A 24,146-nucleotide genomic window follows, 5' to 3' on the forward strand; every position below is an offset into this window, starting at 1 on the left:
GTTTTACTTCGAATCGCCGGGCAGAAGCAAGTAGGGAAGGTCGTGTAGAGTGACCTTGCCGTTGGCGTAGTCGATGCGCCAGATGCGGTCGTACTGCTGCTCTGGCCAGGGGGAGTAGGGCGGCGTTGCCCCGAGGGCCCTGGCAAGATTCGGGATCTCCCCGTGATGCCAGACCACCAGTACGACCTTGCCGGCGTACTTTCCGCTGAGCAGAGTGGAAGCAAGGGCGGCATAGTCATCGTTCCTGAAGCTATCGTCGATGGGCAGATGAAGCGCTTCGGCGAGCGGAGTGACGGTTTGAACGGGGCGGTTGGAGTGGGCGCTGATGTGAGTGGCGAAGAGCACCTGCGGTGTCGGCACGTCGGGCCGTAGGGAAGGGCCAAACAGCCTAGGCAACAGGCGAGCGCGTTCGAAACCCGTGGGAGAGAGGTCGATTCGTCCGCCGGTCAACTTTTCCGCGTGGCGGATGAGAAGGATTGTGGCGGGGGGCTGTGTCCCTGTCTCAGCGATCTTCTCGGTCTTCCGTGCGCATGCTCCTAAAGCGACGACCAGCCAGGTAAGAACAAAGAGGCGGAAGTAGGGGCGCGAGCGGACCATTTCGTAAGCATAGCTTTTGGTTTGGTTGTTGGGCGGGTGAATTCTGCTGAAGTTTCAGACGTTACGGATTGACGACCAAAATAGTCCTCAATACACTAGAGTATGAACGAGGGGCTGCTCCGACCCTCGAGGAGACAAGTTAAGAGGGCGGCGTTTGCCGTTTCTGCTGAGTTACCTCCAGGGAAGAGAAAGACCTTATGTTGCAAGCATTTATCATTACGCTCCGCGAAGGGGTGGAAGCATCGTTGATCGTGGGCATTGTGTTCGCGTACCTGTCCAAGATCGGCAGGCCGGAGCTGAAGCGGACGGTCTTCTGGGCTTTGGGCTCAGCGATTGCCGCCAGTGTGGCAGGCGCGGTTGTGGTGGCACGGACCCAGTTCAACACGGACATCTTTGAAGGTTGGGTGATGTTGGGGGCGGCTGCCTTTGTCATCAGCATGATCTGGTTTATGCACAAGACTGCACGGACCATGAAGGGTTCGATTGAGGAGAAGGTTGCGCAGTACGCCGGTGCGGCGGGGGTATCGAAGGCTGGCCTGTTCTTCTTTGTGTTTCTGCTGGTGCTCCGCGAGGGCGTGGAGACGGTGTTGATTCTTTCGGCGGTGACGCTGAACTCGACGGAGTTGCTTAGCTTTACCGGGACACTGCTTGGGATCGCGGTTGCAGTTGTGTTTGGTGTGCTGTTCATTCGCGGCAGCGTCAAGATCAATCTACAGCGATTCTTTCGCGTTACGACGGTCATACTTTATTTTGTTGCATTTCAGTTGATCGTCAGCGGATTGCATGAGTTGAGCGAGAATGGCGTGCTGCCATCGAGTCCGACGGAGATGCGTTTGATCGGACCTATCGTCCGCAATGATCTCTTCTTCTTTGTCACGATGCTCGCGCTGGCAGGATTGATGATGTTGATGGAGTACAGACGCCGCGCGCCAGTTGTACTCGCTACGACGGCGACACCCGCGGATAAGCGCCGCGCTGAGTGGACGCAGCGACGCGAGAAGATGTGGATGACTGCGGTCGTCGCTACGAGCTTTGTGTTTATCTTCCTTTCAACGGCAGAGTTTATCTATGCGAAAAGTTCGACGGCGCTCTCTCCCACAGCCGCTGTGACGCTGGTGGGTTCTCAGGTGACGCTGCCTACCGCTGAAATCAATGACGATAAGCTGCATCGTTATGGGGTACATCTGGACGATGGGAAGGGCGGCAACGTCGAGATACGGTTTCTGCTGTTCAAGAAGCCGGATGGGAACATCGTTTCTGTCGCCGATGCATGCCAGATCTGTGGACCGGTTGGTTTTTACATTGGCGATCAGGGGATCACTTGCAAGATGTGCGCATCGCCGTTGAACGCGGCTTCGATGGGGACGAAGGGTGGATGTAATCCGATCCCGCTGAAGTCGACCGTGGGTGGTGGGCAGCTGGTGATTCAAGCGGAGGACCTGCGGGCGCTTGCGCCGGTGTTTGAACGGTAATGTTCTTTCGCCTGCTCATGGAGAGCTTTGTCAGACAGCGTCGGCGCAAGATGCTGGCGGGTGTGGCGATTCTGCTTGGTACTACTGCGGTGACTGCGATGCTTGCGCTGGCTACTACGATTGGCGATCGAATTCATAAAGAGTTGGCGGTGTATGGGGCGAACATCGTTGTGTATCCGAAGGCCGATCTGCTGGATGTGAAGGTGGGTGCGGTGGATGTGAAGCCGGCGTCCGGTGGGGCTTATCTGAAGGAAAGCGATTTGACGAAGCTCAAGGGGATTTTTTGGGCGAACAACATTACTGGGGTTTCACCTGAGCTGCAGGTACAGCTTGCAATGACTCATCGGGATGGAGATCCGGTTGTGGCCGTCAACGGTGTGGGGTATTGGTTCGATCATGACTTTAGCGGTTTGAAGACGGGAGCGCCTGCGCTGCATCCGTGGTGGAAGTTGCAGGGGTCGTGGCCTGCCTCGCACTCTGGTGGGAACGATATAGATGTTGCTGTTGGAGCCAACGTCGCGAATAGGCTTCAACTGAAGATCGGCGACAGCTTCTTCCTGCAAGGGATGCGTGGGACATCTACGTCATCGACTGCGAAGGTGAGTGGGCTTGTTACGACGGGCGATGCGACCGACGATGAGATCCTGCTGCCGTTGCGAGAGGCGCAGGCTTATTCAGGGATGAGCGATGCTGTTCGTCGCGTTGAAGTGAGCGCGCGGACGAAGCCGGAGGATGCGTTTGCACGGGTTGATCCCGATTCCCTGCCCCCGAAGCAGCGGGAGATTTGGTACTGCAGGCCGTATGCGAACTCGATTGCTTATCAGATTCGCGAGGCGATTCCTGGAGCGCAGGCGGAGCAGGTGAGGCGCGTGGAGCAGAGTGAAGGCAATGTGCTCAGCCGAATCAGCGGGTTGATGTGGCTGATTAGTGCGGCCGCTCTTCTTGCTGCGGGGTTTGCTGTGAGCGCGGCGATGGCTACGGCAATTCTGGAGCGGCGCGGAGAGATTGGGTTGATGCGTTCGCTCGGTGCGAGTAAGGGAGCCATTGCGTTGCTCTTTTATGCGGAGACCGGTTTGCTGGCTTTATTTGCAGGGACGCTTGGCTATCTTCTTGGATCTGGGCTTGCGGCGTGGTTGGGGGCGCGAATCTTTGCCGGTGATGGAGGGAGTGCGCAGGCTGTCTTGATTCCTGTGCTGCTGCCAGTGGTGGTTGCGTTGGCGCTCGTGGTGGCAATCGCGGGGAGTACGCCGTCGATACGTGCGGCTCTGCGTATGGAACCATCCGCAATTCTGAGGGCGGATGCCTAATGCCTACTCTGAGCCTGGTCGGGATGCTGCAACGGTCGCTGGTGCATCGCAGAGCGCGGAGCTTTTCTGCATTGGTTGCGATGACCGTCTCTGCGGGTGTGGCGACGGCACTGTTGACGTTGTATGCCGATCTGGATGCCAAGCTCCACAAGGAGTTTCGTAGCTTCGGCGCAAATGTGGTGATCACAGCGCCAGCATCTTCGCCGCTTCGGCCAGATGCGCTGGCACGAGTTCAACAGGCGGCCGGTGCGGACGCACTTGCGGCAGAGTTTGCGTATGCTGTCGCAACTACGGATACAGGTACTCCGGTTGTTGTTGCTGGGACAGACTTTGCGGCGGTGAAGCGGTTGGATTCTTGGTGGCAGGTGGATGCGTGGCCTGATGCTGCGGCTGCGAATGACGCACTGCTTGGGCAGCGGGCGACGCAGTTTGTGGGGAACGAACGTGCGGTTGCGCTGACTTATGCTGGGCATTCTGTGACGTTGCAGGGCGTGGGACGCATCAAGACTGGTGGCGATGAGGATAGCCGTATCTACATGCCGCTCGCTGCGTTTACTAACTGGACGGGCGTGGGACCAAGTGTGATTGAAGTGCAGGTTCCGGGTGGGGCGGCGAGCGTTGAGGCTACGATGACGCGGCTGCGGCAGGAGTTGCCGGAGGTGCAGGTACAGCCGGTGCGGCAGCTCGTTGAAGGCGAGTCGAAGATCGTGGACCGGACACACGCGCTGATGTATGGCGCGGTTCTGCTGATTGCGCTGACGGTTGCGGTGAGCGTGTTGGCGACGTTGTCGGCGAGCGTACTGGAGAGGCGGAGAGATTTTGCGCTGATGAAGGCGCTGGGTGGGTCGCAGGGTCGGTTGATGGGGATGTTTTTGCTGGAGGCGCTGGTGCTGGCGCTGGCTGGTGTGGCTGCCGGTTTTGTTGTTGGGTCGGCGGCGGCGTGGGCTATCAGCGAAGGGAACTTTCATACGGCGACGTTGCCGCATCTTTCGGTGCTGCCGCTGGTGCTGCTGTTGAATGTGGCGATTGCGGCGATGGCTGCACTTCTCCCACTACGAGTGCTGCGCGGGCTTCAACCCGCTGCACTGTTGAAGGGGGAATGAGAAGATATGAGTGTGAACGAAGCTAAGGTACAGACCGGGCCGCTGCCTGATTTTGGCGAGAATACGCGGGATGACTGCGCCGTTATCGCTCTGAAGCATGTGACGCGTGACTACGCGGGCCACGGCAACACAGTGCGGGCGCTGGCGGATGCTACGTTCTCGATTGTGGCTGGTGAGTGGGTTGCGATTACCGGGCCTTCTGGTTCTGGCAAGAGTACGCTGGTGAATCTGATCGGGTGTCTGGATCGGCCTACTTCGGGTGAGTTGAAGATTGATAACGTTGATGTTGCTTCGATGACGGCTACGGAGTTGGATCGGTTTCGCGCGGACAAGATTGGGTTTATCTTTCAGCAGTTTCATCTGATTCCCTACTTGTCGGCGATTGAAAACGTAATGCTGGCGCAGTATTTTCACTCGATGACGGATGAGGCTGAGGCACGGGCGGCGCTGGTTAGGGTGGGCTTGGGTGAGCGGGTGTCGCATCTGCCGAGTGAGTTGTCCGGTGGGGAGCAGCAGAGGGTTTGTATTGCGCGGGCGCTGATCAATAATCCGCCGATTTTGCTGGCGGATGAGCCTACGGGAAATCTGGATGCTGCGAATCAGACGATTGTGGCTGAGTTGCTGCAGGATTTGCATAGGAATGGCCATACGATCGTGATGGTGACGCATGATCCGGAGATGGCGGGATTGGCGCAAAGGAAGATTGCGCTGAGCCATGGGAAGGTTTTTTGTCACCCGGTCGGTGGGCCGATGGTCACTTTGCGGCGTTAATTTCCGGATTTTTATTTTGTGGTGGACAGGCGTTTTTGCTGGGGGTTTTGGCGAAAATGCTTGTTTTGTTGTGGTGTTTTTGTGGTGAATTTGTGGTGTTATGCGTGGTGGATGTGGTGCTTTGCAGCCACTACTTTGAAGGCTAAAAAATGCGCCACGATTTTCAACTTTATTTTGGGTGGAGCTCTACACGGTTTGCGCTGGCCTCGCGGTGTGCAAGCTGATCGCCGTCGCGGAAGACGGATATTTCAGGTTCGCCGGGCTTGACTCGTATTTTGAGGCTACTGCCCTTTGGAAATCGACCTAGATACTGTTTCGCAGATGCCCGAGATATAAAGGGTTTGTCGGTCCCCCCTTCAAAGCTGTTGCCATCGAATTCGTAGCTGTAAGCCACGGTTGCGGTTGGATAACTTGAGTTGGCCGCGGATTCGTCTGTAAAGAATACTGTGGCTGTCGTAATTGGCCATTTGTCGCTTCCAGACATTCTGAACGCCCAAATTATGAGCTTGATCAGATAAATGACATACACATCAAGGAATAAGCCAACCATAGTTCGCTCCTAGCGTTCTCCCCACTTGAGCTTGGAGCGGAGGACGCTGAAGAGGCCGTTCGGGCTGTGGCGGAGGAGGCGGACGCTGGCTTCGGAGCGTTGGAGGTGGACGTGGTCGTTGAGTTTGAGTTGGACTGCCTCCTGGCCGTCGACGGTGAGGTAGATCTCGTTGGGGACGCCGACGACCTGAATGCTGACGGTCGAGTCGCCTGGGACGACAATGGGCCGGATGGTGAGCAGGTGGGGACAGATGGGGGTGACCAGCATGGCGTTGACGCTGGGCATGACGATGGGGCCGTTGGCGGCGAGGTTGTAGGCGGTGGACCCGGTGGGGGTGGAGACGATAATGCCGTCGGCGCGGAAGGTGGCGACGAGTTGCTGGTCGATCTCGACGGAGAAGTCGCCCATGCGGGCGATGGTGCCTTTGGCGACGACGACGTCGTTGAGGGCGTCCCACTCCTGAATGGTTTTGCCGTCGCGGATGATCTCGGCGTGCATCATGCTGCGGACTTCAATCTCGGCGCAGTTGTCGCACCATGCTTCGAGGGTGGGGTAGAGCTCGGCGAGGGGGATCTCGGTGAGGAAGCCGAGGGAGCCGAGGTTCACGCTGAGGATGGGGGTGGTGGTGCGGGCGAAGGCTCGAGCCGCGGCGAGAAGAGTGCCGTCGCCACCGAGGACGATGACGAGGTTGGGCTTGTGCTTTGGAAGATCGACGCGCGGGACGCCTTGAGCGCCGGGGACGTAGGCAGCACTGTCGGGGTCGAGGAGGTAATGGTAGTTGCGGGCTTCGAGCCACGCGATGAGGTCGCGCAGGATTCCCGGGAGTTCGGGCTTCTGGGGCTTGGAGATGATGGCTGCCTGGAGCATTGGTTTCTAGTGTAACTGCAGGGAGATATTGAAATGATAATGTCCTGCCGGACGGGCCTCCTGCGCGGAGAGCGGTCACTTCGTGACTTGTATACCTTGTCGTGGCAGGGCTGTCGGCGTCGGTCCTCCCGCTGGTCGGAGTGAGCTTGTGCCTGCCAACGATGGGCCGAGTGATCTAGGGCTTCTTTGGGAAGAGGAGCGCGATCTGGAGGCGCATGCCCCAAGAGGATGCGCCCGGTGGATGGATGGCATTGCCGTAAAAGTTTGCCGAGATGTTGACCGGTTGGAAGCCGAGACGTGTGACGCGGCCGACGCCGCCGCCAAAGGGCACCGTCCATCTGCCTCCTGGGGGTGTGTCATCTCCGTCGGCGGACTCGCCGCCGGCCTGGTTGTGCCAGTTTGCCGTGACGATTGGTCCGCTGTTTATGTTCCAGCCCTTTTTCAGGTTGTAGGTGATGAAGTATTGCAAGGTCATCTGGTTTACCGAAGGGCGGTGAGAGGAGCCGGCGACGGACCACACATTATTGACCAGGAAGCCGAGCGTCCAGTGGCCTGGTTGAACGAGGGCTACAACAGATGGGCCGAAGCTTAGCTTTCCCTGGCCGAGGACTGTGCTGGTTGCAGTCGGGAAGACCATCGCTGGACCAGCGCCCCATATTATTTTTGTGGGCTTGGCGGGAGACAAAAAGAAGGTGGGGTTCATGTCGCCGATGCCGTATTGGCCGCCAGTGTTCTGTGTGGCGTCCGGCTGCCAGACGATTGGTTGGATGATTCGTGAGATGAGCATCCAGTTTTCGCTGATGCGTGAGGGGATGACGGGCTGGATGTTGAGAACGTCCTGGGTTCGGTTGTAGGGGCCGACGCCGAAGTTCGAGTTGTTCTGGATGGGAACGCTGATGAGGCTGGCGACGGGTTTTGTGTGGCTTTGGCTAAGGCGTCTGCGTCGTCTACTGGCGCAGCGGGAGGGGATGCGGCTTGAGCCGCGGGCTTGGAGCCAGGAGGGGCATTTTGTGCGACGAGTACGGCGGGAGACAAGAGAAGGCCAGCCCAAAGGAGGCGGCGTCTCGATTGCTTCATCATCCCAAGGGCCCTCTGCAATCGACCTTAGTCGGGCGAGGAATGACCGCACACTAGTAGAAGTACTAGTAGTTCAAAAGTGCGCCGTTTATTTGATGAATCTGAAACCTCACATCGATCAACACTTGCGAATGCGCGTGCAACATCGATTTATACTGCGGCATCACAATTAGACGCGGTTTACACGGGGTGAGGCTATGAGCAAGTCTGCACGGTTGGTCGTGATTGCAGTTGGCGCCGTGGTGGCGCTCCTTATCCTTGTGGCGGTTGCGGTACCGCTGTTTCTGAACACGGATAGCTTCAAAGCAAAGATTGAAAAGACACTGACGCAGTCGCTGGGACGAAAGGTGACGATTGGGAAGCTTAGCCTGTCGGTGTTGTCGGGTGGGCTGGTGGCGGAGAATACTACGGTCGCAGATGATCCGGCGTTCAGCACGCAACCGTTTATCCAGGCAGACAGCATCAAGATCAACGTGGCGTTGCTTCCACTGATATTCAGCAAACAGCTGGAGATCCATGGGTTCTCGATGGAGGCTCCTAAGATTCAGTTGCTGCGTGCGGGAGACGGAACGTGGAATTACTCGAAGATCGGGTCGGCCAACCAGGCGGCTAGCCAAAGTGCAGAGACCAAATCGGCTTTCCCGAACCTGACGGTGGGTGAGGTGAGTATTGAACATGGGCGGATTTCGGTGGGAAATGGCCCGGGCGTCGCGACGACCGTTAGTCATGTGTACGAGGATGTCAATTTAAAGGTGAAGGACTTTGCTTTTACGAAGTCGTTTCCGTTTACCGCCTCTGCCAAGCTTCCGGCAGGCGGGACGGTGATTGCGAATGGCACGGCGGGGCCGTTGAATCAGCAGGACGCTTCGGCAACACCTTTCGCGGGACATGTGGATGTGAAACGTCTTGACCCGTTGGCGATGGGGTTGATGGATAAGTCGGATGGGATCTCGGGTACGGTGGACAGCGTGATTCTGGATGCGTCGTGGAATGGGACGCAGCTGCATGTGAGCAAGCTGCTGGTCGATAGTCCGAAGTTGACGGTGGTGAAGACCAATGTTCCGAAGACGCCGAAGCCCGCGAATGCGAGTGCGGAGTGGAAGACGATGCTGGAGAACCTCTCGGTGGACGACGCTGAGGTGAAGAATGGAACGGTCACGTTGATGACGGCTGGACAGAGTGGACCGGGGTCGGTGTATCAGCAGGTGAATGCGAAGGTGACGAATGTGACGCCGAAGAGCTTTTCTCCGTTCAGCGCGAGTGCGGTGCTGCCCAATGGCGGGAGCTTGAGTGCAAATGGGACCGCTGGGCCGTTCAATCAATCGAATAATGCAGGGACGCCGCTGAATGCGAACGTTACGCTGAAGCATTTTGAGATTGGAACCGCGGGGGTGCTGCCTCCCGATGCGGGGATCAGCGGGATGACCGATCTGCAGGCGAAGATTACGTCGAACGGGCAGACGCTGAATGCAGCGGGCACGGCAACGGTTGCGAATATCAAGCTGGCGAAGGATGGTGTGCCGTCTGCGAAGCCGGTGCAGCTACAGTTTACGGTGGCGCAGAATGAGCAGGCGGTGTCGGGTGAGGTGCAGCAGGCGGTGATAACGATTGGCAGCGCAGTGATTCGCGTGACGGGAACGTATCAGGGAAGCGGAGCTTCGACGGCGATCAATATGAAGGTGGTGGGAGATGCGATGTCGATCAATGAGCTTGAGGCTTTCCTACCGGCGGTAGGAGTGCATCTGCCGCAGGGCTCGCGGCTGCAGGGAGGGACGGTGACGACGTCGCTGGCGGTGACGGGGACAACGGCGGCTCCGGTGATCAGCGGGCCGGTGAAGGTGAACAATACGCAGCTTGCGGGATTTGACCTGGGCTCGAAGTTGTCGGCGCTGTCGTCGTTTACCGGTGGAAGAATTGGCTCTGCGACCGGGCCGGGAACGAATATACGCTCGCTGAGTATGAACATTCGCGAGGAGGGTGGAGGAATACGGACGGACAACATCGCGCTGGATGTGGCTGGCGTGGGAACTGCGACGGGATCTGGCACGGTGAGCCCGGGGGGAGCGCTGAACTACAACACGGTTTTGAAGCTGACGGGGCTGACAGCGGGTGGGGGTGGTAGTGCTCCTCCGACGAACACAGGTGGCGGCGGCAAGGCTGCGCTGGTTGGGGCTTTGGCGGGGTACATTCCTGGTGGATCTGGCGGCGGGGCTGCGGGAGGCATCGCAAGCAGTGCGATGAAGAATGGGATACCAGTGGCGATTGGTGGGACTACGAGCAATCCTACGTTCACGCCGAATGTTGCGAGCCTTGCTACCAGTGTGGGTGCGAGTGCGGCGCAGGGTTATATCAATGGGAAGACGGGGCAGAAGGGTGGAAAGAATCCTACCAATCTGGGGAATACGCTGGGTGGCCTGCTTGGAAAACACTGACGGGTGGGGGCGCTAGAGAAAGCGGGCGTGGAGGAGGTACTCGTGGTTGCCCTCCATGCCGAGGATGGGAGAGTCGATGATGTCGATCTCTGCGCCGTGTTGCTCGATGACACACTCGCGAACGCGTTCGACGGCGGCTTGACGGGCGTCGGGGTCGCGGACGATGCCGCCTTTGCCGATGTTGGCGCGACCTGCTTCGAATTGGGGTTTGACGAGGATGACGGTCGTGCCGCGCCATGGCTCGTCGGGATTGCTGAGCGCGTTGAGGACTGCAGGAAGGACAAGGGTGGCGGAGATGAAGGAGACGTCCATCGCGATGAACGCAGGAGTGGGTTTGCCGGGGGTGAGGAGTTCGCCGGGGGTGAGAAGGCGGGCGTTGGTGCGTTCGCGCAGGGTGACACGTGGATCGTCACGAAGCTTCTGCGCGATCTGACCGTAGCCGGTGTCGACTGCGAGGACAGTGGCAGCACCGCTTTGCAGCATGCAGTCGGTGAAGCCACCGGTGGAGGCTCCGATGTCGACACAGTTGAGGCCGGTGAGGTTGATGTTCCAGTGAGAGAGAGCGCGCTCGAGTTTGAGTCCACCACGACTGACGTACTTGAGATCGGAGCCGAGGAGGCGAATGACAGCATCAATTGAAACGGGGGTGCCTGGTTTGTCAACACGCTGTTCGTTTACGAGTACTCTGCCTGCGAGTATGAGAGCCTGCGCGCGTTCCCGTGAAGCAGCGTGGCCTTTATCGACGAGAAGTTTGTCGATGCGATACTTTTGTGATTCCTTGCGCTGAAGTGGTATTGAATTGTTCATGCGTGTGGGTCTAGCGTGTGAATGCGGATGAACGATATCTGAGGATTTGTTTGTGAGAGTTCAAATTCATTTCGTAATGGGAGAGATGATGAAATCTGCACAGTATCAACTTTTCGAGTAGAGTTAGCTCTGGTAAGTGGAGAGTAACTTATCTGAGATTACATTTGGTTGCCTGAGTCAACCTAAATACTTCATGGTATCTGCAATCTGTAATTGTAGTAGGTGCGTTTTATGTATAGAGAAACGGGACTCGTAAATTCACCACCACCCTCGGGTCAGGATGATTCAGTCCTACTTGGACTTGTGCAGAGGGGGGACGAGTACGCCATGGCGGCGCTGTTCGACCGCTATTCGAAGGTTGTGTACTCAGTTGCCCTAAGGGTCCTCAGAGACCCAGCCTCGGCGGAAGACGTACTCCAGGAAATCTTCATGCAGATCTGGCGTAACCCTGATGGTTTTGTGGCAACTCGCGGTAGTCTTGGCGGCTGGCTCGCTGTTGTATCGAGAAATCGGTCGATCGATGCGCTTCGTAGAAAGCGTCCGATGGAGTCAGTCGAAGAGATGGCCCTGGCATCGAATTACAACCTTGCGAACGAAGCAGAGCGTAATAGTTTGATGGAGAAAGCACGGGCAGTGATCAGTATGCTTCCAGTGGAACAACGCAAAACGCTGGAGATGGCATTTTTTGATGGTCTAACACACTCCGAGATCGCAGAGATGACGGGCGATCCACTCGGTACAGTCAAGACAAGAATCCGCAGCGCTCTGACCTCGCTGAGAAAGGCGTTCCCAGCATGAGTGAGCCACGGCGTATCACCTCAGAAGATCTGGCGTTGTTTGCCATGCAGCTTCTCTCGAAGGAAGAGGCAGCAGAGGTCGCGGCATATGTTGAGCGTTCGCCAGAGGCGCGGCGAGAGTTGGCTGAGATTCAGGGCGATCTCGCGCTCTATGCGCATACGGTCGATATGCATACGCCGCCTACGCAGGCGCGCGAACGTCTGATGAAGCAAGTTGGGCGGGAGAAGAAGGCAGTTCCGATCGACCGGCAACCAGTTGCGGAGGCTGCACCAAGCCCGAGCCGCGATGACGGTCGCAGTTCTCTGTCTGAGAACGAGCGGCCTGAGCTCGAGCAGCCGAAACGCGGCGTCGCAGGCAAGGTGCTGCCGTGGATCGGCTGGGCGGCCGCTGCGGGACTAGCTGTCTCGACAGGAAATCTGTATCGCGAGCGGGAGGCGCTGCGCAACGCCGTTACACAACAGGCAGGGCAGATCGATCATTTGACGGCAGATGCAGCGGCAGCGCGGCAGGTGCTGGATACGATGACCGACACCACAGCGATGCGAGTGACGCTGACGACGAAGGGCGCGCCGGCTCTCCCGCAGGGCAAGGCTACCTACGTTGCGAACAAAGGGTCGTTGATCTTCCTGGCGAGCAATCTGGCACCTCTGCAGCCCGCCAAGACGTATGAGCTATGGCTGATTCCGGCTGCGGCTGGACAGAATCCGATTCCGGCAGGAACCTTCCACCCGGATGAACATGGAAACGCCAACGTCATTCTGCCGCAGTTGCCCAAGGGAGTCGAAGCGAAGGCGTTTGGCGTGACGATCGAGGATGAAGGCGGATCCGCGACTCCAACTCTGCCGATTATACTTGTCGGTGCGTAAAATCTGCGCTGGAAGACTACTGCAGTTGAAGACAACAGCGAAAGGCCCTCCATGGTGGAGGGCCTTTTTCATTTCGTCAGCTATACAACGATTTTTTAGGGTAATTTTCCTTATGGTGTAGAGATTGCAAACGCAGATTCCCTTCGGGAATGACAAAAAAAGCGACAGCGAATGTACACCAACTGCGGCGTTGCTTTAGGGTGCGGTAACACGTACCGAGACTCCGTTGCCTTGCAGAGGAATAGTCGTGTCGACGGCGTCTGTATCGGTACGAATGACGGTCATGAAGTTTGATTCGGGCGAGGTGACGTAGACCTTGCCGGTAGGAGTTCCACTGCTGGCGGCGATGTAGTTCGGATGCCCGTTGATGTTCGGGGTGATGCCAACGATCGTAGCTTGCGGAATCGGGATGGTTGCGGTCACTGTATTTGTAGCGAGATTGATTACAGATACAGTGCAGTTGCCGAGAGGAAGAGCTGCCGTTGGAGCGGCGCAGGGGATACTGCGATTGCCGCTATTGACGACGTAGGCACGGCTGTTGGTGGTGTCCTGGAGAACGGCGACCATGACTGGATTGATGCCGACTGATACGTTCGCGAGCACTTGTCCAAAACCAATGGCGTCGACAGGACTGTTGAGGTCGCAGTTGGGATTGTTGGGCTGGGCGGTCGCCGAACAGAGCGGAACACTGATAATGCTTACGGAACCAGGAGTTGTGCCGTCTCCTGCGTTGGCAACGACGATCTCGTTGCGGACCGGCGCCGCGTCAGCCCATAGAGGATTGGTGCCGACGACGATGGGATTTGTCGCTCCCGCCGGAACGTTGTCGAGGAGGTTGGTCTGAGCGTTGATGACGGTCACAGTGCCGTCGGTCTGGTTGAGGATGAAGGCTCGCTTCGCAGCGCTGGAGGCATCGCCGGTCATGATGCCGTAGACAGGACCGTGGCCGACGGGAATTGCAATTGGATCGACGGTGTTGCTGGCTGTTTCAATGGTGTTGACCTGACCGAGGCCGCCGGTGTTGCTCTGGCTGATGGCGAAGACGCGCGGGGCGCCGACGACGCCGACGGTATAGATGGGGCTGAAGGCCGGGTCGACGACAAGCTGCTGCTGCAGGTTCAAGGGCGAGCCTGCGAACTGGAAGATCGCATTCGGGCCGCCGGTGGTGCTGGCGCAGGGGCCGGGGTTCGTGGCGGAGTTGGTGACGTAGGTTGAAAGGCCCTCGGGGAAGATGGCGAGCGGGCAGGCGTTGGGTGGAAGCGTGCTCTGGAGAACCTGGCTGGTCAGCAACGTGGTGTCGATGTCGAAGCTGCTGAAGGTCCGGTCGCTGTTGAGTGTGAAGCCTGTCGTGGCAGTGGTCGCGGCGCCGGTGCTGGTGACGGTGCTGTTGTTCAGAATGAGATAGTAGGGGTTCACGCCGACGTTGGCCGTGATGAGAATGGTATCCCCGGAGAAGTCCACAAAGGTCAGCAGGCCTGCGGTGGGGTTTGTGGGTGTCCCAGTGCTGGAGATCGCGACGGCGAACTTCTGTGGTTGCGCCGCAGGACCGACAGGGCTGATGGCGGTGACGACGGGGCGGTAGTTGTTGCCGCAGCCTGCGATCGATGCGATGACGGCGGCTGCCAAAGCGAACTGGAAGGTGTGCCGGGATGCGGTCCGGATGGTCTGGGCCATGGTCCGAACTACCGACCGAACGGGGCGCCGGGATGGCCGCGACTGGGTACTTGTCTCTGCTTCGATTCTTGCTAAGTGCAAAACTGCTCCCGCGTTGGTGCTGGTGTTGGCTATGCTCAAGGTTTGATTGTAAATCACGGAGAGGTATGAGGCCGGCGGATGGGCGAGGAAATGCAAGAGGGAGCGCGGGATAGGGGCTGGAGGAAGGCTATTCCGGAGGCGCGGGACCGGTTGCAGTCGAAGTGGCTGGTTTGGGTGGTGGGCACCCTCTTAGCTTTGGAGACCGCCTCCGTTCTGAGGCAGAACTACTTCCTGTGGAGTATGGGTACAACTGCTGAATTGGTTCTTCTTGCGGAGATTGTCGGGATCAGCATTGCTTTTGCATGCCTTGTGCTGGCGTTGCGTGCTGCTACGCTGGGGGGCGCATTGGTTGGCGGAATGATCTGCTTGATTCTCCTGTATGGAACTTCTTCTTCAAACGACACGATACTGCGATCCGGGCTTACGCCTTTAGTATTTCTCTTTGTACTTACGTTTCTTTCCACGCGAGCAGGCAGACGAAAAAAGGCGCGGGCAGGGCTCGCTGAAGATCGCCGGGGGCGAAGTGCGTCGCAGGTGATTGCAAATCTTGCGGCAGCAGCGTTGAGTGTCTCGTCGCTTGGCTTTGTTTTTGCGATGGGGGGGGAGGTTTGTTGTGGAGGTTCCTACTACTCGACGTGGGTGCATCCCGTGATGATGATCATGTGTCTCGCGGCGTTGGTGGAGGCTACGGCGGATACGGTTTCTTCGGAGATTGGACAGGCGTTTGGCGGGGTGCCGGTGATGCTTGTGGGGTTGCGGCGGGTTGACGTCGGAACAGATGGGGCTGTGACTTTGTTGGGATCTGGTGCGGGAGTCGTTGCTGGGGTGCTGGTGGCTGCATTGGGGGCCTGGGCGCTTCGACTGAGCGTCAGGGATGGAGCGATTGCGGGGATTGCCGGGGTTTGTGGATTGTTTTTTGACAGCCTGCTCGGAGCTACGGTGGAACGGCGAGGATGGCTGGGGAATGATCTGGTGAACTTTACTTCGACTATGTTTGCGGCGGTGTTGGCTGCGGCTGTCTATCGGCTCTTCATGCACTAGACGTCGGGCTTGCCTTCGAGCCAACTGTGGAGCCAGCTGACGTTGAGGTTGAGGCGCAGGGCAGTGTAGCTGACGATCTCGTGGAAGTAGCGCATGGCAAGGTCGTAGTTGCTGATGTGGCCGACGATGGGGCGGGGTGAGGTGTAGACGTCGAGGCCGGCGTCTTCGCAGAGCTGGCGGATGCGGAAGAGATGCGTGCCGTCGGAGACGACGACGATATGGTGGAGGTTGTTTTCGCGGGCAATGGCGGCGAGGCGGTGGACCTGCTGCTCGGTGTCGATGGAGCGAGTCTCGGCGATGATGTTGCCGAAGGGGATGCCGTTGGCGAGGAGGTAGTCGCGGCCGACGCCGCCTTCGGTGTTGCCGGAGTCTTTGTCGCTGCCTCCGCCGAGTGTGATGACGAGTGGGGCAATGTGTTTGCGGTAGAGCTCGACGGCGTGGTCGAGGCGGGCGTGGAAGACGGGGGATGGATGGCCGGAGTACTCGGCTGCACCGAAGACGGCGATAGCGTCGGCAGGTTGGGCATTGTCCTGTATCGCGAGGGAGTCGATCTGGTTGTAGACCCAGATGCACCATCCGGTCGCGATGAGAAGCAGCAGCGCGAACAGGCGACGAACGACGAGAGCGCGAGTGGTGACGGACGAGCGCAGATTGGATTGAGGAACGGTCATTCGTATAAGGACATCGTTGTCGAAACGAGCGAGAGTTGGCCCAAGGCTTCAGGACATGTGAGACAAGACTTCAACTTTTACATCGAGCAAGTCTACAGGTTAAGACGTGAGATGGCCGCTGCAAAAAATAGTAGTGATGAGCCGTTTTAAGGCTAGTGCTGGAGTGCCAGTGCGATCTCGTGGGTGGGGATGGCTCCTTCGCGAAGGATCATCCAGGAGTTGCCGCCACCGGAGAGATCGACGATGGTGGTCGCGGTAGTGCGGGCGGTGGGGCCGCCGTCGACGATGAGAGGGATCTTGTCGCCGAGTTGTTCGCGGACACCGCTGGCGTAGGCGCACTCGGGATGGCCGTGGAGGTTGGCTGAGGTCGCGGTGATGGGAAGGCCCAGGCGGCTGACGACAGCTCGCGGGATGGCGGCTTCGGGGACACGAAGGGCGAGGTTGCCGGTGTTGGCGGTGACGCGAAGGGGCAGCTTGGAGCCGGCTTTGACGACGATAGTCAGAGGGCCGGGCCAGAACTTTTCGGCGAGGCGGTCGAAGGCGGAGTCGAGCTGACGGGCGATCTCATATGCTTGGGCTACCTCTGCGATGAGGAGCGAGAGGGGCTTGTGGCGAGCGCGGGTTTTGAGGTCGTAGATGCGGTCGACGGCTTTGAGATTGACGGGGTCGACGGCGAGGCCGTAGAAGGTGTCCGTGGGGAGAGCGACGACGTTGCCGTTGTTGAGGCTTGCGACGACGTAATCGATGAGCGATGGTTCTGGCTCGTCGGGGTGAATGCGGAGAGTTTCGGCCGTCAAATCTGGCTCCTGTGGCGTTGGCCGGTCCGCTTGGGGCCGGTGGTGCAAAGTAGTGCTGCAGTCTCGCACCTTAGCATACCGCCTCTGTGGGCTCAATGACAGTGGAGAGGGGCGCGGCAGGGGACGGCGTAAGATTTGTTGAGATGCAGACTCCGGAGATAGTGGTTTCGAGCAGGGCGAATGCGCGGGTGAAGCAGCTGCGAGCTGCGTTTCAGGGCCATGCGCGGTTGAGTGGCGGGATGGTCGCGATTGAGGGCGATCATCTGCTGGAAGAGGCGCTGCGAAGTGGGATGGTGCTGAAGACTGTCTTTGTAAGCGAAAGGCGTGCAGTGCCGAAGGTCGTGCCGCGTGGGGTGGAGGTGCTGCGGTTAACCGAAGAGGTGTTCGGGAGTGTGGTGGAGACGCAGTCGCCGCAGGGTGTGGCTGCTTTGGTGGTGCCTCCGGTACGAACGTTGGCTGATTTGTTCGAAGGCGCGGGGGCGGCTTTGATTTTGATTGCTGTGGGGCTGCAAGATCCGGGGAATATGGGGACGCTCGTGCGGTCGGCAGAGGCGTTTGGCGCTAATGGCGTTTTGACTACGGCGGGGACGGTGAGTGCCTGGAACCAGAAGGCGCTGCGAGCTAGTGTGGGGAGTGTTTTTCGTGTGCCGGTGGCGGGAGTGACGGCCGAAGAAGTTGCGGAGTTGAAGGGGCGTGGGGTTCGGTTGATTGCTGCTGTGGGGGCGGATGATTTTGGTGTGGTGGCTGCGCGCGAGATGGATTTTACGACGGCTTGCGCTGTGATGATTGGCAATGAAGGGAGTGGGTTGGCTGCGGAGTGGATGGAGATGTGTGATGCTCGGGTGACGATTCCCTGCCCTGGGCCTGTGGAGAGTTTGAATGCTGCGGTGGCTGGCAGTCTGTTGTTGTATGAGGCGAGTCGGCAGCGTAGTGGGGGCGGCCTAGAGGACGAAAAGCAAAAACGAAATACAGGGATCCTTCGCTCGGCTCAGGATGACGACTTCAATTTAGATGACGGCATCAAAGAAGTAGAGATAACTCGAGCGGTATTGAAGCAGGGTGGGCGATGAGTTTGTTTGATGCAAGTCCGATGAGTGCTCCTGCTGCTTATGCGCGGCAGGCTCCGCTGGCGGAGAGGATGCGGCCGCGAACGCTTGATGAGTATGTCGGGCAGGATCATCTGTTGGGGCCGGGGAAGCCGTTGCGGTTGGCGATTGAGGGCGATGATCCTACTTCGATGATTTTTTGGGGGCCTCCGGGAACTGGGAAGACTACGCTGGCGAAGATTATTGCGCAGATGACGGAAGCTAGCTTTATTGAGTTTTCTGCGGTGCTGAGTGGGATCAAAGAGATCAAGAATGTGATGGTGGAGGCGGAGAAGGCTGCGAGCTTTGGGTCGCGGACGATTCTGTTTGTGGATGAGATTCATCGTTTCAATAAGGCGCAGCAGGATGCGTTTTTGCCTTATGTCGAACGCGGGACGATTCGGCTGATTGGGGCGACGACGGAGAATCCTTCGTTTGAGATTAATGCGGCGCTGCTGTCGCGGTGCAGGGTCTATACGTTGGTGGCTTTGACGGAGGAGCAGGTTGTCGGGCTGCTGCGTCGGGCGTTGACGGATGTTGAGCGTGGATTGGGTGCTAGTGGCGTTGAGGCGGATGAAGAGGCGCTGGCTACGATCGCTTCTTACTCGAGCGGCGATGCGCGGAATGCGTTGAATGCGCTGGATGTGGCGGCGAAGTTGGCGGAGGGTCGCGGTGAGGGGCTGATTACGAAGCCGCTGGCTGCGGAGGCGATGCAGCGGCGTGTGCTGCTGTATGACAAGAAGGGTGAGCAGCACTACGACATTATTTCGGCGCTGCATAAGAGCGTGAGAAACTCGGATCCGGATGCGGCGATGTACTGGCTGGGGCGGATGCTTGAGGCTGGAGAGGATCCGATGTACTGCGCTCGGCGGATTGTGCGAATGGCGGTGGAGGACATTGGGCTGGCTGCTCCTGAGGCTTTGAATTTGTGCTTGAGTGCGCGGGATGCGATGCACTTTCTGGGGCATCCGGAGGGTGAGTTGGCGTTGGCGCAGGCGGTGGTTTATCTGGCGCTGGCTCCTAAGTCCAATGCTATTTATACGGCTTATGGTGCGGTGAAGGCAGACATTGAAGCAACGGCTGCGGAGCCAGTGCCGCTGCATCTGCGGAATGCTCCGACGAAGCTGATGAAGTCGCTCGACTACGGCAAGGAGTATCAGTACGCGCATGACGTTGAGGGGCGCGTGGCGGATATGGAGTGTCTGCCGGCGGGTTTGGCGGGACGGCGTTACTACCATCCGACGAATGAGGGGCGCGAGAAGCTGTTGGCGCAGCGGATGGATGAGATTGCGCGGATCAAGGCAAAAAAACGAAAGTAGCCGAGGACTGCTTTATCAGTGGGAGTATTTCACGGAGCAGCCGTATGGGCGAGTGCTGGCGACCTGCAACGGTTTACCGGCCATTGCGGCGGTTAGAGTTTCATCGAGATAGTTGCGTGCGCCCTTGAGGTCTTCTTGTTCGGTAGTGGGTTTGTCGTCGATTGCGCCTTGATAGATGAGTTTGCCGGTTGGATCGATAACGAAGATGTGGGGTGTGGTCTTGGCTCCGTAGATTCGGGCTATTCTGCCGTCTGGGTCGAGGAGCGCGGCGGTGGGTGCGGCGTGCATGGTCTTGAGGTAGGTGTTCTCTTCGGCTGGGGTGACGTAGCCTTGTTCGCCGGGCGCGGAGGAGATGACCGATAGCCAGATGACACCTTTGCCCGTCCACTCGCGTTGCTGGGACTCGATGCTGCCGCTGAGGTAGTGCTTGCGGTCGTAGGGACAGCCTTGGTTGGCCCACTCGAGGACGACGAATTTGCCGCGGTATTCGGAGAGGGAGTGCTGGGCGCCGGTGGAGTCGGTGCCTTTGAAGTCTGGAGCCGAGGTGCCGGGGAGTACAGCCAGTGCGGGTATGGCGAGGGCGGCTAGTATGACGGCGAGGAGTTTGCGAGGGGACAGGAGATTCATCGGATCACCTCCACGGCTGCGTGCTTTTTGATATTTTGCGACGGCAGAGTGACAGATGCAAGCGTGCGAGGACACGGGTGCCTCCATCACTGGCACTGCTGTCCCTGCTTCCAACGTCGGTTACTGGCGGCTTGACTGGCCGCGGGTGATTACCGGCGAGCCGTCATTGTTTTGTGTCCTTTTCGAGAGCTGTGAGGACGATGCTCTTCGTGAGGAGTTCGGGCAGGACGTCGGGGGTGGAGTTTTTCGTGGCGGGATAGATGACGTAGGTTGGGACGCCGCTGCGGTTGACTGAGGCGAGCTGTTTGGTGATCTCGGGATCGTACTGGGTCCAGTCAGCGCGGAGGAGGGTGACCTTGTTTTTGCTGAACTGATGCTGGACGTCGGCGGATTTGAGGACTGCGCGCTCGTTGACCTGGCAGCTAAGGCACCAGGCGGCGGTGAAGTCGATGAAGACGGGGTGGCCAGCGGCGCGGGCTTGATCGAGAGCCTGTTGGGAGTAGGGGGTCCAGACGAGGGTGGTGTCTTTGGGTTGGTAGAGCGGGATGGCGAGGCCGAGGGCAGCGATGACGATCGCAGCGATGGTGCTGGACCAACGGGCTGGCCATTTACCCAATACCCAACCGGCGATCGCGAGGGTCAGGAAGCAGCCTAGGAGTAGAGCGACGCGATAGATGCCCTGGCCGCCGCTTGCTCCGCCTGCGAAGAGTGAGCCGTAGACGTAGGTGAGCCAGATGACGGTTGCGAAGAAGATGACGGCGGTGATCTGTTTGAAGATCTCCATCCATGCGCCGGGACGGGGGAGGATGCGTGTCCATGCGGGCTGGAAGCTGAGGAGGAGGTACGGGGTGGCGAGGCCGAGGCCGAGAGCGGTGAAGACGGCGAAGGTGATGCCTGCCGGTTGGGCAAGAGCGAAGCCAATGGCAGCGCCCATGAGTGGGGCGGTGCATGGGGTTGCTACTACGGTGGCGAGGACTCCGGTGAAGAAGCTGCCGGTGTAGCCCTGTTTTTGTGCGAGTTCGCCGCCGACGCTGGTGAGGGATAGGCCGATGTCGAAGAGGCCGGCGAGGGAGAGAGCGAAAAAGAAGATGCCGGCGGCGAGGAGGGTGAGGAAGACCGGGGATTGAAGCTGGAAGCCCCATCCGGCCTGGCTGCCACCTGCGCGAAGAGCGAGGAGTACGCCGACGATGGCCCAGAATGAGACCAGGATTCCAAGGGTGTAGACGATGCCGTGGCTGCGGAGGCGGCTGCGCTCTTCGCCGGAGGATTGCAGGAGGGCGAGGCCCTTGAGGAAGAGAACCGGGAAGACGCAGGGCATCAGATTGAGAATGATGCCGCCGACGAAGGCGAGGCCGATGGCTCCGAGGACGGTGACGCTGCTGGTATCTGGTGCGCCTGGGGCGGTGCTGCCGGGAGCTGGGGCGATTTCGCCTGGGGTGACGGGGGCGGTGACGTCGTAGGCTACGGTGTCGGAGAGTTTGAGGACGCCGTGGAGTTGGGCGGGGAGGGTCTTGAGGTCGTCGGAGTGATGGACGCGGAGGCGGATTCCGTCGGGGAGAGGCTCAACGGGTTGAGGCGCGGCGTTGGCGATCTGATCCTGGTCTACCGGGTAGAATTCGGCGTCGGTCTCGCGCTTGCCTGTGATGAGGGTGAGGACGAGGTCGGTTTTGCCGCCGGTGACGGTGAGCTTGGCGTTTGCGGGAAGCGGCGTTGGGATCAGGGACAGGGCTTCGCCGAGGGCGCCGACTGGTTGGGCGGGTGCAGCGTCGGGCGAGACGGTGAGGTTGAGGCCGAGGTGAGCTTTGCCGGGGATGCAGACCTCGCGGCAGACGAGCCAGTTGACCTTGGCGTCGAGATGGATGGGGCCGGGTTTGACGGAGGCGGCGGCGGTGAGTTTGACGGGAAAGGCTACTGAGTCTTCATAGCCGAAGTCCATGAGCGGGCCGAGCGGGAGGCGGCTGGGGATGGGAAACTGCATGGGGCCAGCGGTGACGCCGTCGGGAAGGGTCCAGATGATTTTGGGTGGTTCGCCGGAGTCTCCGGCGTTGAGCCAGTAGACGTGCCAGTGCTCTTCGAGGGTGAGGACGAGGCCGACCTGAAGGGTTCCGCCTGGGGCGATGCTGGGTGAGAGAGAGACGAGTTCGGCAGTGAGATGCTGGGCCTTGACGGGGCCGGGCCCGCCGTCGCCGACGACCTGAAGCTGCGAGTGCGCGGGGATATGAATGAGTAGGGCGCAGGCGAGGAGCAGGAGCTTGGAAATTCGGCCGTTAATGTTCATCTGTCTCAATTGTAGGGCTTGGAGAGTGCTGGATGTCACGGTCAGGTCAAGTGGCGATGCTCCACCATGATGCAGCGGTCCATGACGACGTGAATACCGGCGGCTTCGGCGCGATTGGCGGCTTCGAGGTTGATGATTCCCTGCTGAATCCAGATGTTTGGGAGGCTGAGCTGGATCATCTCTTCGACGATGGCCGGGATGAATTTGGGTAGGCGGAAGACGTTGACGATGTCGGGTTTTATGGCTAGCTCCGACAGGGATGCGCAGGATTTTTCGCCGAGGACTTCGGTAATGGAGGGGTTGACGGGATAGATTTTGTAGCCGTGCTGCTGCATGTAGGCAGAGACGTAGTGGCTCGGTTTGATTGGGTCTTCGGAGAGGCCGATGACGGCGATCGTTCGCGGCTGAGCGCCGGTGGTGGTGCCCAGCATCTCGCGGATGGTTTCGGGTTCGTTCATCGTGGATCCGTTTACCTAGCGTTCGATGTTTTGAGGCAGTTTACTTATGCCAGATGTTGAGTAAGCGACGAAGGACTACGAGCTCGCCGAGGTGGTAGGAGGTGTGGTCGGCGATCAGCATGGCTTCGCGTAGAAGGTTTTGACCTTCACCCCAGCGGAAGGGTTTGTAGAGGTCGGACTTTGGATTCTCGATAAGGGCGATGAAGTGCTCGAGGTCGGAGCGCATCGCGGCAATGGATTGATCCCAGGCGTTGGCCGAAGTTGGCAAAGGGGATTTGGGCCAGAAATCGTCAGGCCATTTGATGGCGTGGTAGCCGCCGGTGGGGGGTGCGGAGAAGTTGAGAATGTCGCGTTGCACGATGCGGAGGTGCTCGAGGAGCTGCCACGCGGAGTATGGGAGATGGGGTGGTACGACGCCGCGATGGTCGGGTGGCAAGTCTTTGATCACGTCGTCGAAGGTTGAGTGCGCCTGGCCGCCTTTCAGGAGGGCGACTATTTCCTTGCGCAGAGGTTGCTGTTCGTCGGGGCCGGTATGGAATTTATCTGCTGCCTTCGTTGAGGTCATTGCTCTCCTGTTCGCTCACGGAATTGGATGCCGAGAGGGACAGGAGAGTTACATTGACTTTCGTGCGACGACAACGGTCAATGGGGGAAAGGTGGTGAGGATGCTGCCGCGACGTTTTTCGACGACGAGACCAGCGGAGGTGAATTCTTTTGCGTATTCGCCGGTGAGTTTGTAGTCGGAGATGAGAGCGAGGCCACCGGGCTTGAGGACGCGGACGATATGGTGCAGGGCCTGACGGCGGGTGGGTGCGTCGTAGATATTGTGAATGCAGAGATTGGAGACGATGACGTCGAAGGTGCCGTCGGGGAAGCACATTGTCTGTGCTGGCTCGCTGCGGAGGGTACAGAGATTGGAGATGCCTTCGAGTTCGAGGTTGTGTTGGGTGGCAGCGGCGGAGTTTCCTCCCATGTCTACGTTGGACCAGACATCGATGCCGGTAGCGTGGCCGGTGCCAGAGAGAGCGGCGATGCGTTTTGCTGCGCCTGCGAGAAGAAGGCCGCGACCGCAGCCTACGTCCAGGACGTTCTCGTCGCCTCGCCAGGTGTGGAGGCTGAGCATGAAGTCGCGATGGCGGAACTTGCCAACTTTCACGTAGAGGAGGAAAAGAAAACCTTCGCCGATGAGGAAGGCGGCGGGCCAGTAGAAGCTGCGAGCGTTGAGTCCGACAGGCCCGATGTGAAGAACAGGCGGGCAGAAGATAGCTGCCAGCAGAAAGGCAGCGCCTATGAGAAAGAAGTTACGCATGACGGCTGGCGCATCGACGCCGTAGTCAGGTTTGGTCAGCTTGGTTACGGGAAGTGTAGCCACGGTTGCTCCTCCGAAAGCGTGTCTTTATCAGGACATCAGCTTACAGTGAGTATTCCTGCTCTTCTCTCACGACGATAGTGCTGGTTGTCATCCGCG

General features: G+C 58.9%; 23 protein-coding genes. 10 read left to right on the top strand and 13 right to left on the bottom strand.

Annotated features, from left to right (window positions below; translation table 11 throughout):
* Positions 1-3 precede the first annotated feature (3 nt).
* Positions 4-597, bottom strand: coding sequence for a hypothetical protein (locus RBB82_RS01620; protein WP_433973370.1), 594 nt, complete (start codon positions 595-597; stop codon positions 4-6).
* 197 nt (positions 598-794) lie between these two features.
* Here RBB82_RS01620 and RBB82_RS01625 point away from each other — a divergent pair, with 197 nt between their 5' ends.
* From RBB82_RS01625 to RBB82_RS01640, 4 genes are read left to right on the top strand one after another with little or no spacing between them, the layout of a single operon-like run.
* A complete protein-coding gene (locus tag RBB82_RS01625) occupies positions 795-2,069 on the top strand; it encodes a Fe-S-containing protein (protein WP_433973371.1) in 1,275 nt (424 codons plus the stop codon).
* Positions 2,069-3,376, top strand: coding sequence for an ABC transporter permease (locus RBB82_RS01630; protein WP_433973372.1), 1,308 nt, complete (start codon positions 2,069-2,071; stop codon positions 3,374-3,376). The genes RBB82_RS01625 and RBB82_RS01630 overlap by 1 nt, the downstream gene beginning before the upstream one ends.
* Complete coding sequence (locus RBB82_RS01635) at positions 3,376-4,479, top strand: ABC transporter permease (RefSeq protein WP_433973373.1); 1,104 nt, start codon at positions 3,376-3,378, stop codon at positions 4,477-4,479. The genes RBB82_RS01630 and RBB82_RS01635 overlap by 1 nt, the downstream gene beginning before the upstream one ends.
* A gap of 6 nt (positions 4,480-4,485) precedes the next feature.
* A complete protein-coding gene (locus tag RBB82_RS01640) occupies positions 4,486-5,250 on the top strand; it encodes an ABC transporter ATP-binding protein (RefSeq protein ID WP_433973374.1) in 765 nt (254 codons plus the stop codon).
* Between the two features lie 169 nt (positions 5,251-5,419).
* Here RBB82_RS01640 and RBB82_RS01645 read toward each other — a convergent pair whose 3' ends face one another.
* The 3 genes from RBB82_RS01645 to RBB82_RS01655 form a co-directional block, all read right to left on the bottom strand.
* Positions 5,420-5,800, bottom strand: a complete 381-nt coding sequence (locus RBB82_RS01645; protein ID WP_433973375.1) for a DUF3592 domain-containing protein — start codon at positions 5,798-5,800, stop codon at positions 5,420-5,422.
* Positions 5,801-5,809: 9 nt separating this feature from the next.
* Positions 5,810-6,667, bottom strand: a complete 858-nt coding sequence (locus tag RBB82_RS01650) for an NAD(+)/NADH kinase (protein ID WP_433973376.1) — start codon at positions 6,665-6,667, stop codon at positions 5,810-5,812.
* A 175-nt stretch (positions 6,668-6,842) separates the two neighbouring features.
* On the bottom strand, positions 6,843-7,718 hold the full coding sequence (locus tag RBB82_RS01655; RefSeq protein ID WP_433973377.1) for a neuromedin U: 876 nt from the start codon (positions 7,716-7,718) through the stop codon (positions 6,843-6,845).
* Between the two features lie 223 nt (positions 7,719-7,941).
* Between RBB82_RS01655 and RBB82_RS01660 the strand changes: the two genes are divergently transcribed.
* Positions 7,942-10,176 (top strand): AsmA family protein, encoded by a 2,235-nt coding sequence (locus RBB82_RS01660; RefSeq protein ID WP_433973378.1) that lies wholly within the window; start codon positions 7,942-7,944, stop codon positions 10,174-10,176.
* 12 nt (positions 10,177-10,188) lie between these two features.
* Here RBB82_RS01660 and RBB82_RS01665 read toward each other — a convergent pair whose 3' ends face one another.
* Positions 10,189-10,983 carry a TlyA family RNA methyltransferase gene (locus tag RBB82_RS01665; protein WP_433973379.1) on the bottom strand — a complete coding sequence of 265 codons (795 nt, stop codon included), beginning with the start codon at positions 10,981-10,983 and terminating at the stop codon, positions 10,189-10,191.
* 231 nt (positions 10,984-11,214) lie between these two features.
* Here RBB82_RS01665 and RBB82_RS01670 point away from each other — a divergent pair, with 231 nt between their 5' ends.
* Positions 11,215-11,781 carry an RNA polymerase sigma factor gene (locus RBB82_RS01670; RefSeq protein WP_433973380.1) on the top strand — a complete coding sequence of 189 codons (567 nt, stop codon included), beginning with the start codon at positions 11,215-11,217 and terminating at the stop codon, positions 11,779-11,781.
* Positions 11,778-12,647 (top strand): anti-sigma factor, encoded by an 870-nt coding sequence (locus RBB82_RS01675; RefSeq protein ID WP_433973381.1) that lies wholly within the window; start codon positions 11,778-11,780, stop codon positions 12,645-12,647. Before RBB82_RS01670 ends, RBB82_RS01675 begins: the two co-directional genes overlap by 4 nt.
* 195 nt (positions 12,648-12,842) lie before the next feature.
* On the opposite strand, the gene RBB82_RS01680 is transcribed toward RBB82_RS01675, so the two are convergent.
* Positions 12,843-14,321, bottom strand: coding sequence for a YncE family protein (locus RBB82_RS01680; protein WP_433973382.1), 1,479 nt, complete (start codon positions 14,319-14,321; stop codon positions 12,843-12,845).
* Between the two features lie 159 nt (positions 14,322-14,480).
* On the opposite strand from RBB82_RS01680, the gene RBB82_RS01685 reads away from it, so the two are divergent.
* Complete coding sequence (locus RBB82_RS01685) at positions 14,481-15,443, top strand: DUF92 domain-containing protein (RefSeq protein WP_433973383.1); 963 nt, start codon at positions 14,481-14,483, stop codon at positions 15,441-15,443.
* Here the strand turns inward: RBB82_RS01685 and RBB82_RS01690 are convergent.
* Together RBB82_RS01690 and RBB82_RS01695 are read right to left on the bottom strand one after the other, a co-directional pair.
* A complete protein-coding gene (locus RBB82_RS01690; RefSeq protein WP_433973384.1) occupies positions 15,440-16,114 on the bottom strand; it encodes a YdcF family protein in 675 nt (224 codons plus the stop codon). The two genes, RBB82_RS01685 and RBB82_RS01690, sit on opposite strands and share 4 nt — an antisense overlap.
* Positions 16,115-16,266: 152 nt before the next feature.
* Positions 16,267-16,911, bottom strand: coding sequence for an L-threonylcarbamoyladenylate synthase (locus RBB82_RS01695; protein WP_433973385.1), 645 nt, complete (start codon positions 16,909-16,911; stop codon positions 16,267-16,269).
* A 95-nt stretch (positions 16,912-17,006) separates the two neighbouring features.
* Here RBB82_RS01695 and RBB82_RS01700 point away from each other — a divergent pair, with 95 nt between their 5' ends.
* Together RBB82_RS01700 and RBB82_RS01705 are read left to right on the top strand one after the other, a co-directional pair.
* The gene (locus RBB82_RS01700) at positions 17,007-17,981 is read left to right on the top strand and encodes a TrmH family RNA methyltransferase (RefSeq protein WP_433975460.1); all 975 of its coding nucleotides are present in this window, start codon (positions 17,007-17,009) and stop codon (positions 17,979-17,981) included.
* Positions 17,978-19,315: a replication-associated recombination protein A gene (locus RBB82_RS01705; protein ID WP_433973386.1), complete on the top strand. Its 1,338-nt coding sequence runs from the start codon at positions 17,978-17,980 to the stop codon at positions 19,313-19,315. Before RBB82_RS01700 ends, RBB82_RS01705 begins: the two co-directional genes overlap by 4 nt.
* Before the next feature lie 15 nt (positions 19,316-19,330).
* Here the strand turns inward: RBB82_RS01705 and RBB82_RS01710 are convergent, their stop codons facing one another.
* From RBB82_RS01710 to RBB82_RS01730, 5 genes are all read right to left on the bottom strand, one after another.
* Positions 19,331-19,942 (bottom strand): redoxin domain-containing protein, encoded by a 612-nt coding sequence (locus tag RBB82_RS01710; protein WP_433973387.1) that lies wholly within the window; start codon positions 19,940-19,942, stop codon positions 19,331-19,333.
* Between the two features lie 163 nt (positions 19,943-20,105).
* Positions 20,106-22,220 (bottom strand): protein-disulfide reductase DsbD family protein, encoded by a 2,115-nt coding sequence (locus RBB82_RS01715; protein ID WP_433973388.1) that lies wholly within the window; start codon positions 22,218-22,220, stop codon positions 20,106-20,108.
* A 41-nt stretch (positions 22,221-22,261) separates the two neighbouring features.
* Positions 22,262-22,678, bottom strand: a complete 417-nt coding sequence (locus RBB82_RS01720; protein WP_433973389.1) for a CoA-binding protein — start codon at positions 22,676-22,678, stop codon at positions 22,262-22,264.
* 40 nt (positions 22,679-22,718) lie between these two features.
* The gene (locus RBB82_RS01725) at positions 22,719-23,243 is read right to left on the bottom strand and encodes a DinB family protein (RefSeq protein WP_433973390.1); all 525 of its coding nucleotides are present in this window, start codon (positions 23,241-23,243) and stop codon (positions 22,719-22,721) included.
* Positions 23,244-23,291: 48 nt separating this feature from the next.
* Entirely contained in the window at positions 23,292-24,050 is a 759-nt protein-coding gene (locus RBB82_RS01730) for a class I SAM-dependent methyltransferase (RefSeq protein WP_433973391.1), read from the bottom strand.
* Between the last annotated feature and the right edge of the window lie 96 nt (positions 24,051-24,146).

The sequence above is a fragment of the Tunturiibacter lichenicola genome (assembly GCF_051013355.1).
GTDB classification, from domain to species: domain Bacteria; phylum Acidobacteriota; class Terriglobia; order Terriglobales; family Acidobacteriaceae; genus Edaphobacter; species Edaphobacter lichenicola_F.

What these genes read in the sequence shown, in the direction of transcription:
- RBB82_RS01620 (WP_433973370.1), bottom strand. Translation starts at nt 597, where the DNA reads ATGGTCCGCTCGCGCCCCTACTTCCGCCTCTTTGTTCTTACCTGGCTG.
- RBB82_RS01625 (WP_433973371.1), top strand. Translation starts at nt 795, where the DNA reads ATGTTGCAAGCATTTATCATTACGCTCCGCGAAGGGGTGGAAGCATCG.
- RBB82_RS01630 (WP_433973372.1), top strand. Translation starts at nt 2,069, where the DNA reads ATGTTCTTTCGCCTGCTCATGGAGAGCTTTGTCAGACAGCGTCGGCGC.
- RBB82_RS01635 (WP_433973373.1), top strand. Translation starts at nt 3,376, where the DNA reads ATGCCTACTCTGAGCCTGGTCGGGATGCTGCAACGGTCGCTGGTGCAT.
- RBB82_RS01640 (WP_433973374.1), top strand. Translation starts at nt 4,486, where the DNA reads ATGAGTGTGAACGAAGCTAAGGTACAGACCGGGCCGCTGCCTGATTTT.
- RBB82_RS01645 (WP_433973375.1), bottom strand. Translation starts at nt 5,800, where the DNA reads ATGGTTGGCTTATTCCTTGATGTGTATGTCATTTATCTGATCAAGCTC.
- RBB82_RS01650 (WP_433973376.1), bottom strand. Translation starts at nt 6,667, where the DNA reads ATGCTCCAGGCAGCCATCATCTCCAAGCCCCAGAAGCCCGAACTCCCG.
- RBB82_RS01660 (WP_433973378.1), top strand. Translation starts at nt 7,942, where the DNA reads ATGAGCAAGTCTGCACGGTTGGTCGTGATTGCAGTTGGCGCCGTGGTG.
- RBB82_RS01665 (WP_433973379.1), bottom strand. Translation starts at nt 10,983, where the DNA reads ATGAACAATTCAATACCACTTCAGCGCAAGGAATCACAAAAGTATCGC.
- RBB82_RS01670 (WP_433973380.1), top strand. Translation starts at nt 11,215, where the DNA reads ATGTATAGAGAAACGGGACTCGTAAATTCACCACCACCCTCGGGTCAG.
- RBB82_RS01675 (WP_433973381.1), top strand. Translation starts at nt 11,778, where the DNA reads ATGAGTGAGCCACGGCGTATCACCTCAGAAGATCTGGCGTTGTTTGCC.
- RBB82_RS01680 (WP_433973382.1), bottom strand. Translation starts at nt 14,321, where the DNA reads ATGGCCCAGACCATCCGGACCGCATCCCGGCACACCTTCCAGTTCGCT.
- RBB82_RS01685 (WP_433973383.1), top strand. Translation starts at nt 14,481, where the DNA reads ATGGGCGAGGAAATGCAAGAGGGAGCGCGGGATAGGGGCTGGAGGAAG.
- RBB82_RS01690 (WP_433973384.1), bottom strand. Translation starts at nt 16,114, where the DNA reads ATGACCGTTCCTCAATCCAATCTGCGCTCGTCCGTCACCACTCGCGCT.
- RBB82_RS01700 (WP_433975460.1), top strand. Translation starts at nt 17,007, where the DNA reads ATGACAGTGGAGAGGGGCGCGGCAGGGGACGGCGTAAGATTTGTTGAG.
- RBB82_RS01705 (WP_433973386.1), top strand. Translation starts at nt 17,978, where the DNA reads ATGAGTTTGTTTGATGCAAGTCCGATGAGTGCTCCTGCTGCTTATGCG.
- RBB82_RS01710 (WP_433973387.1), bottom strand. Translation starts at nt 19,942, where the DNA reads ATGAATCTCCTGTCCCCTCGCAAACTCCTCGCCGTCATACTAGCCGCC.
- RBB82_RS01715 (WP_433973388.1), bottom strand. Translation starts at nt 22,220, where the DNA reads ATGAACATTAACGGCCGAATTTCCAAGCTCCTGCTCCTCGCCTGCGCC.
- RBB82_RS01720 (WP_433973389.1), bottom strand. Translation starts at nt 22,678, where the DNA reads ATGAACGAACCCGAAACCATCCGCGAGATGCTGGGCACCACCACCGGC.
- RBB82_RS01725 (WP_433973390.1), bottom strand. Translation starts at nt 23,243, where the DNA reads ATGACCTCAACGAAGGCAGCAGATAAATTCCATACCGGCCCCGACGAA.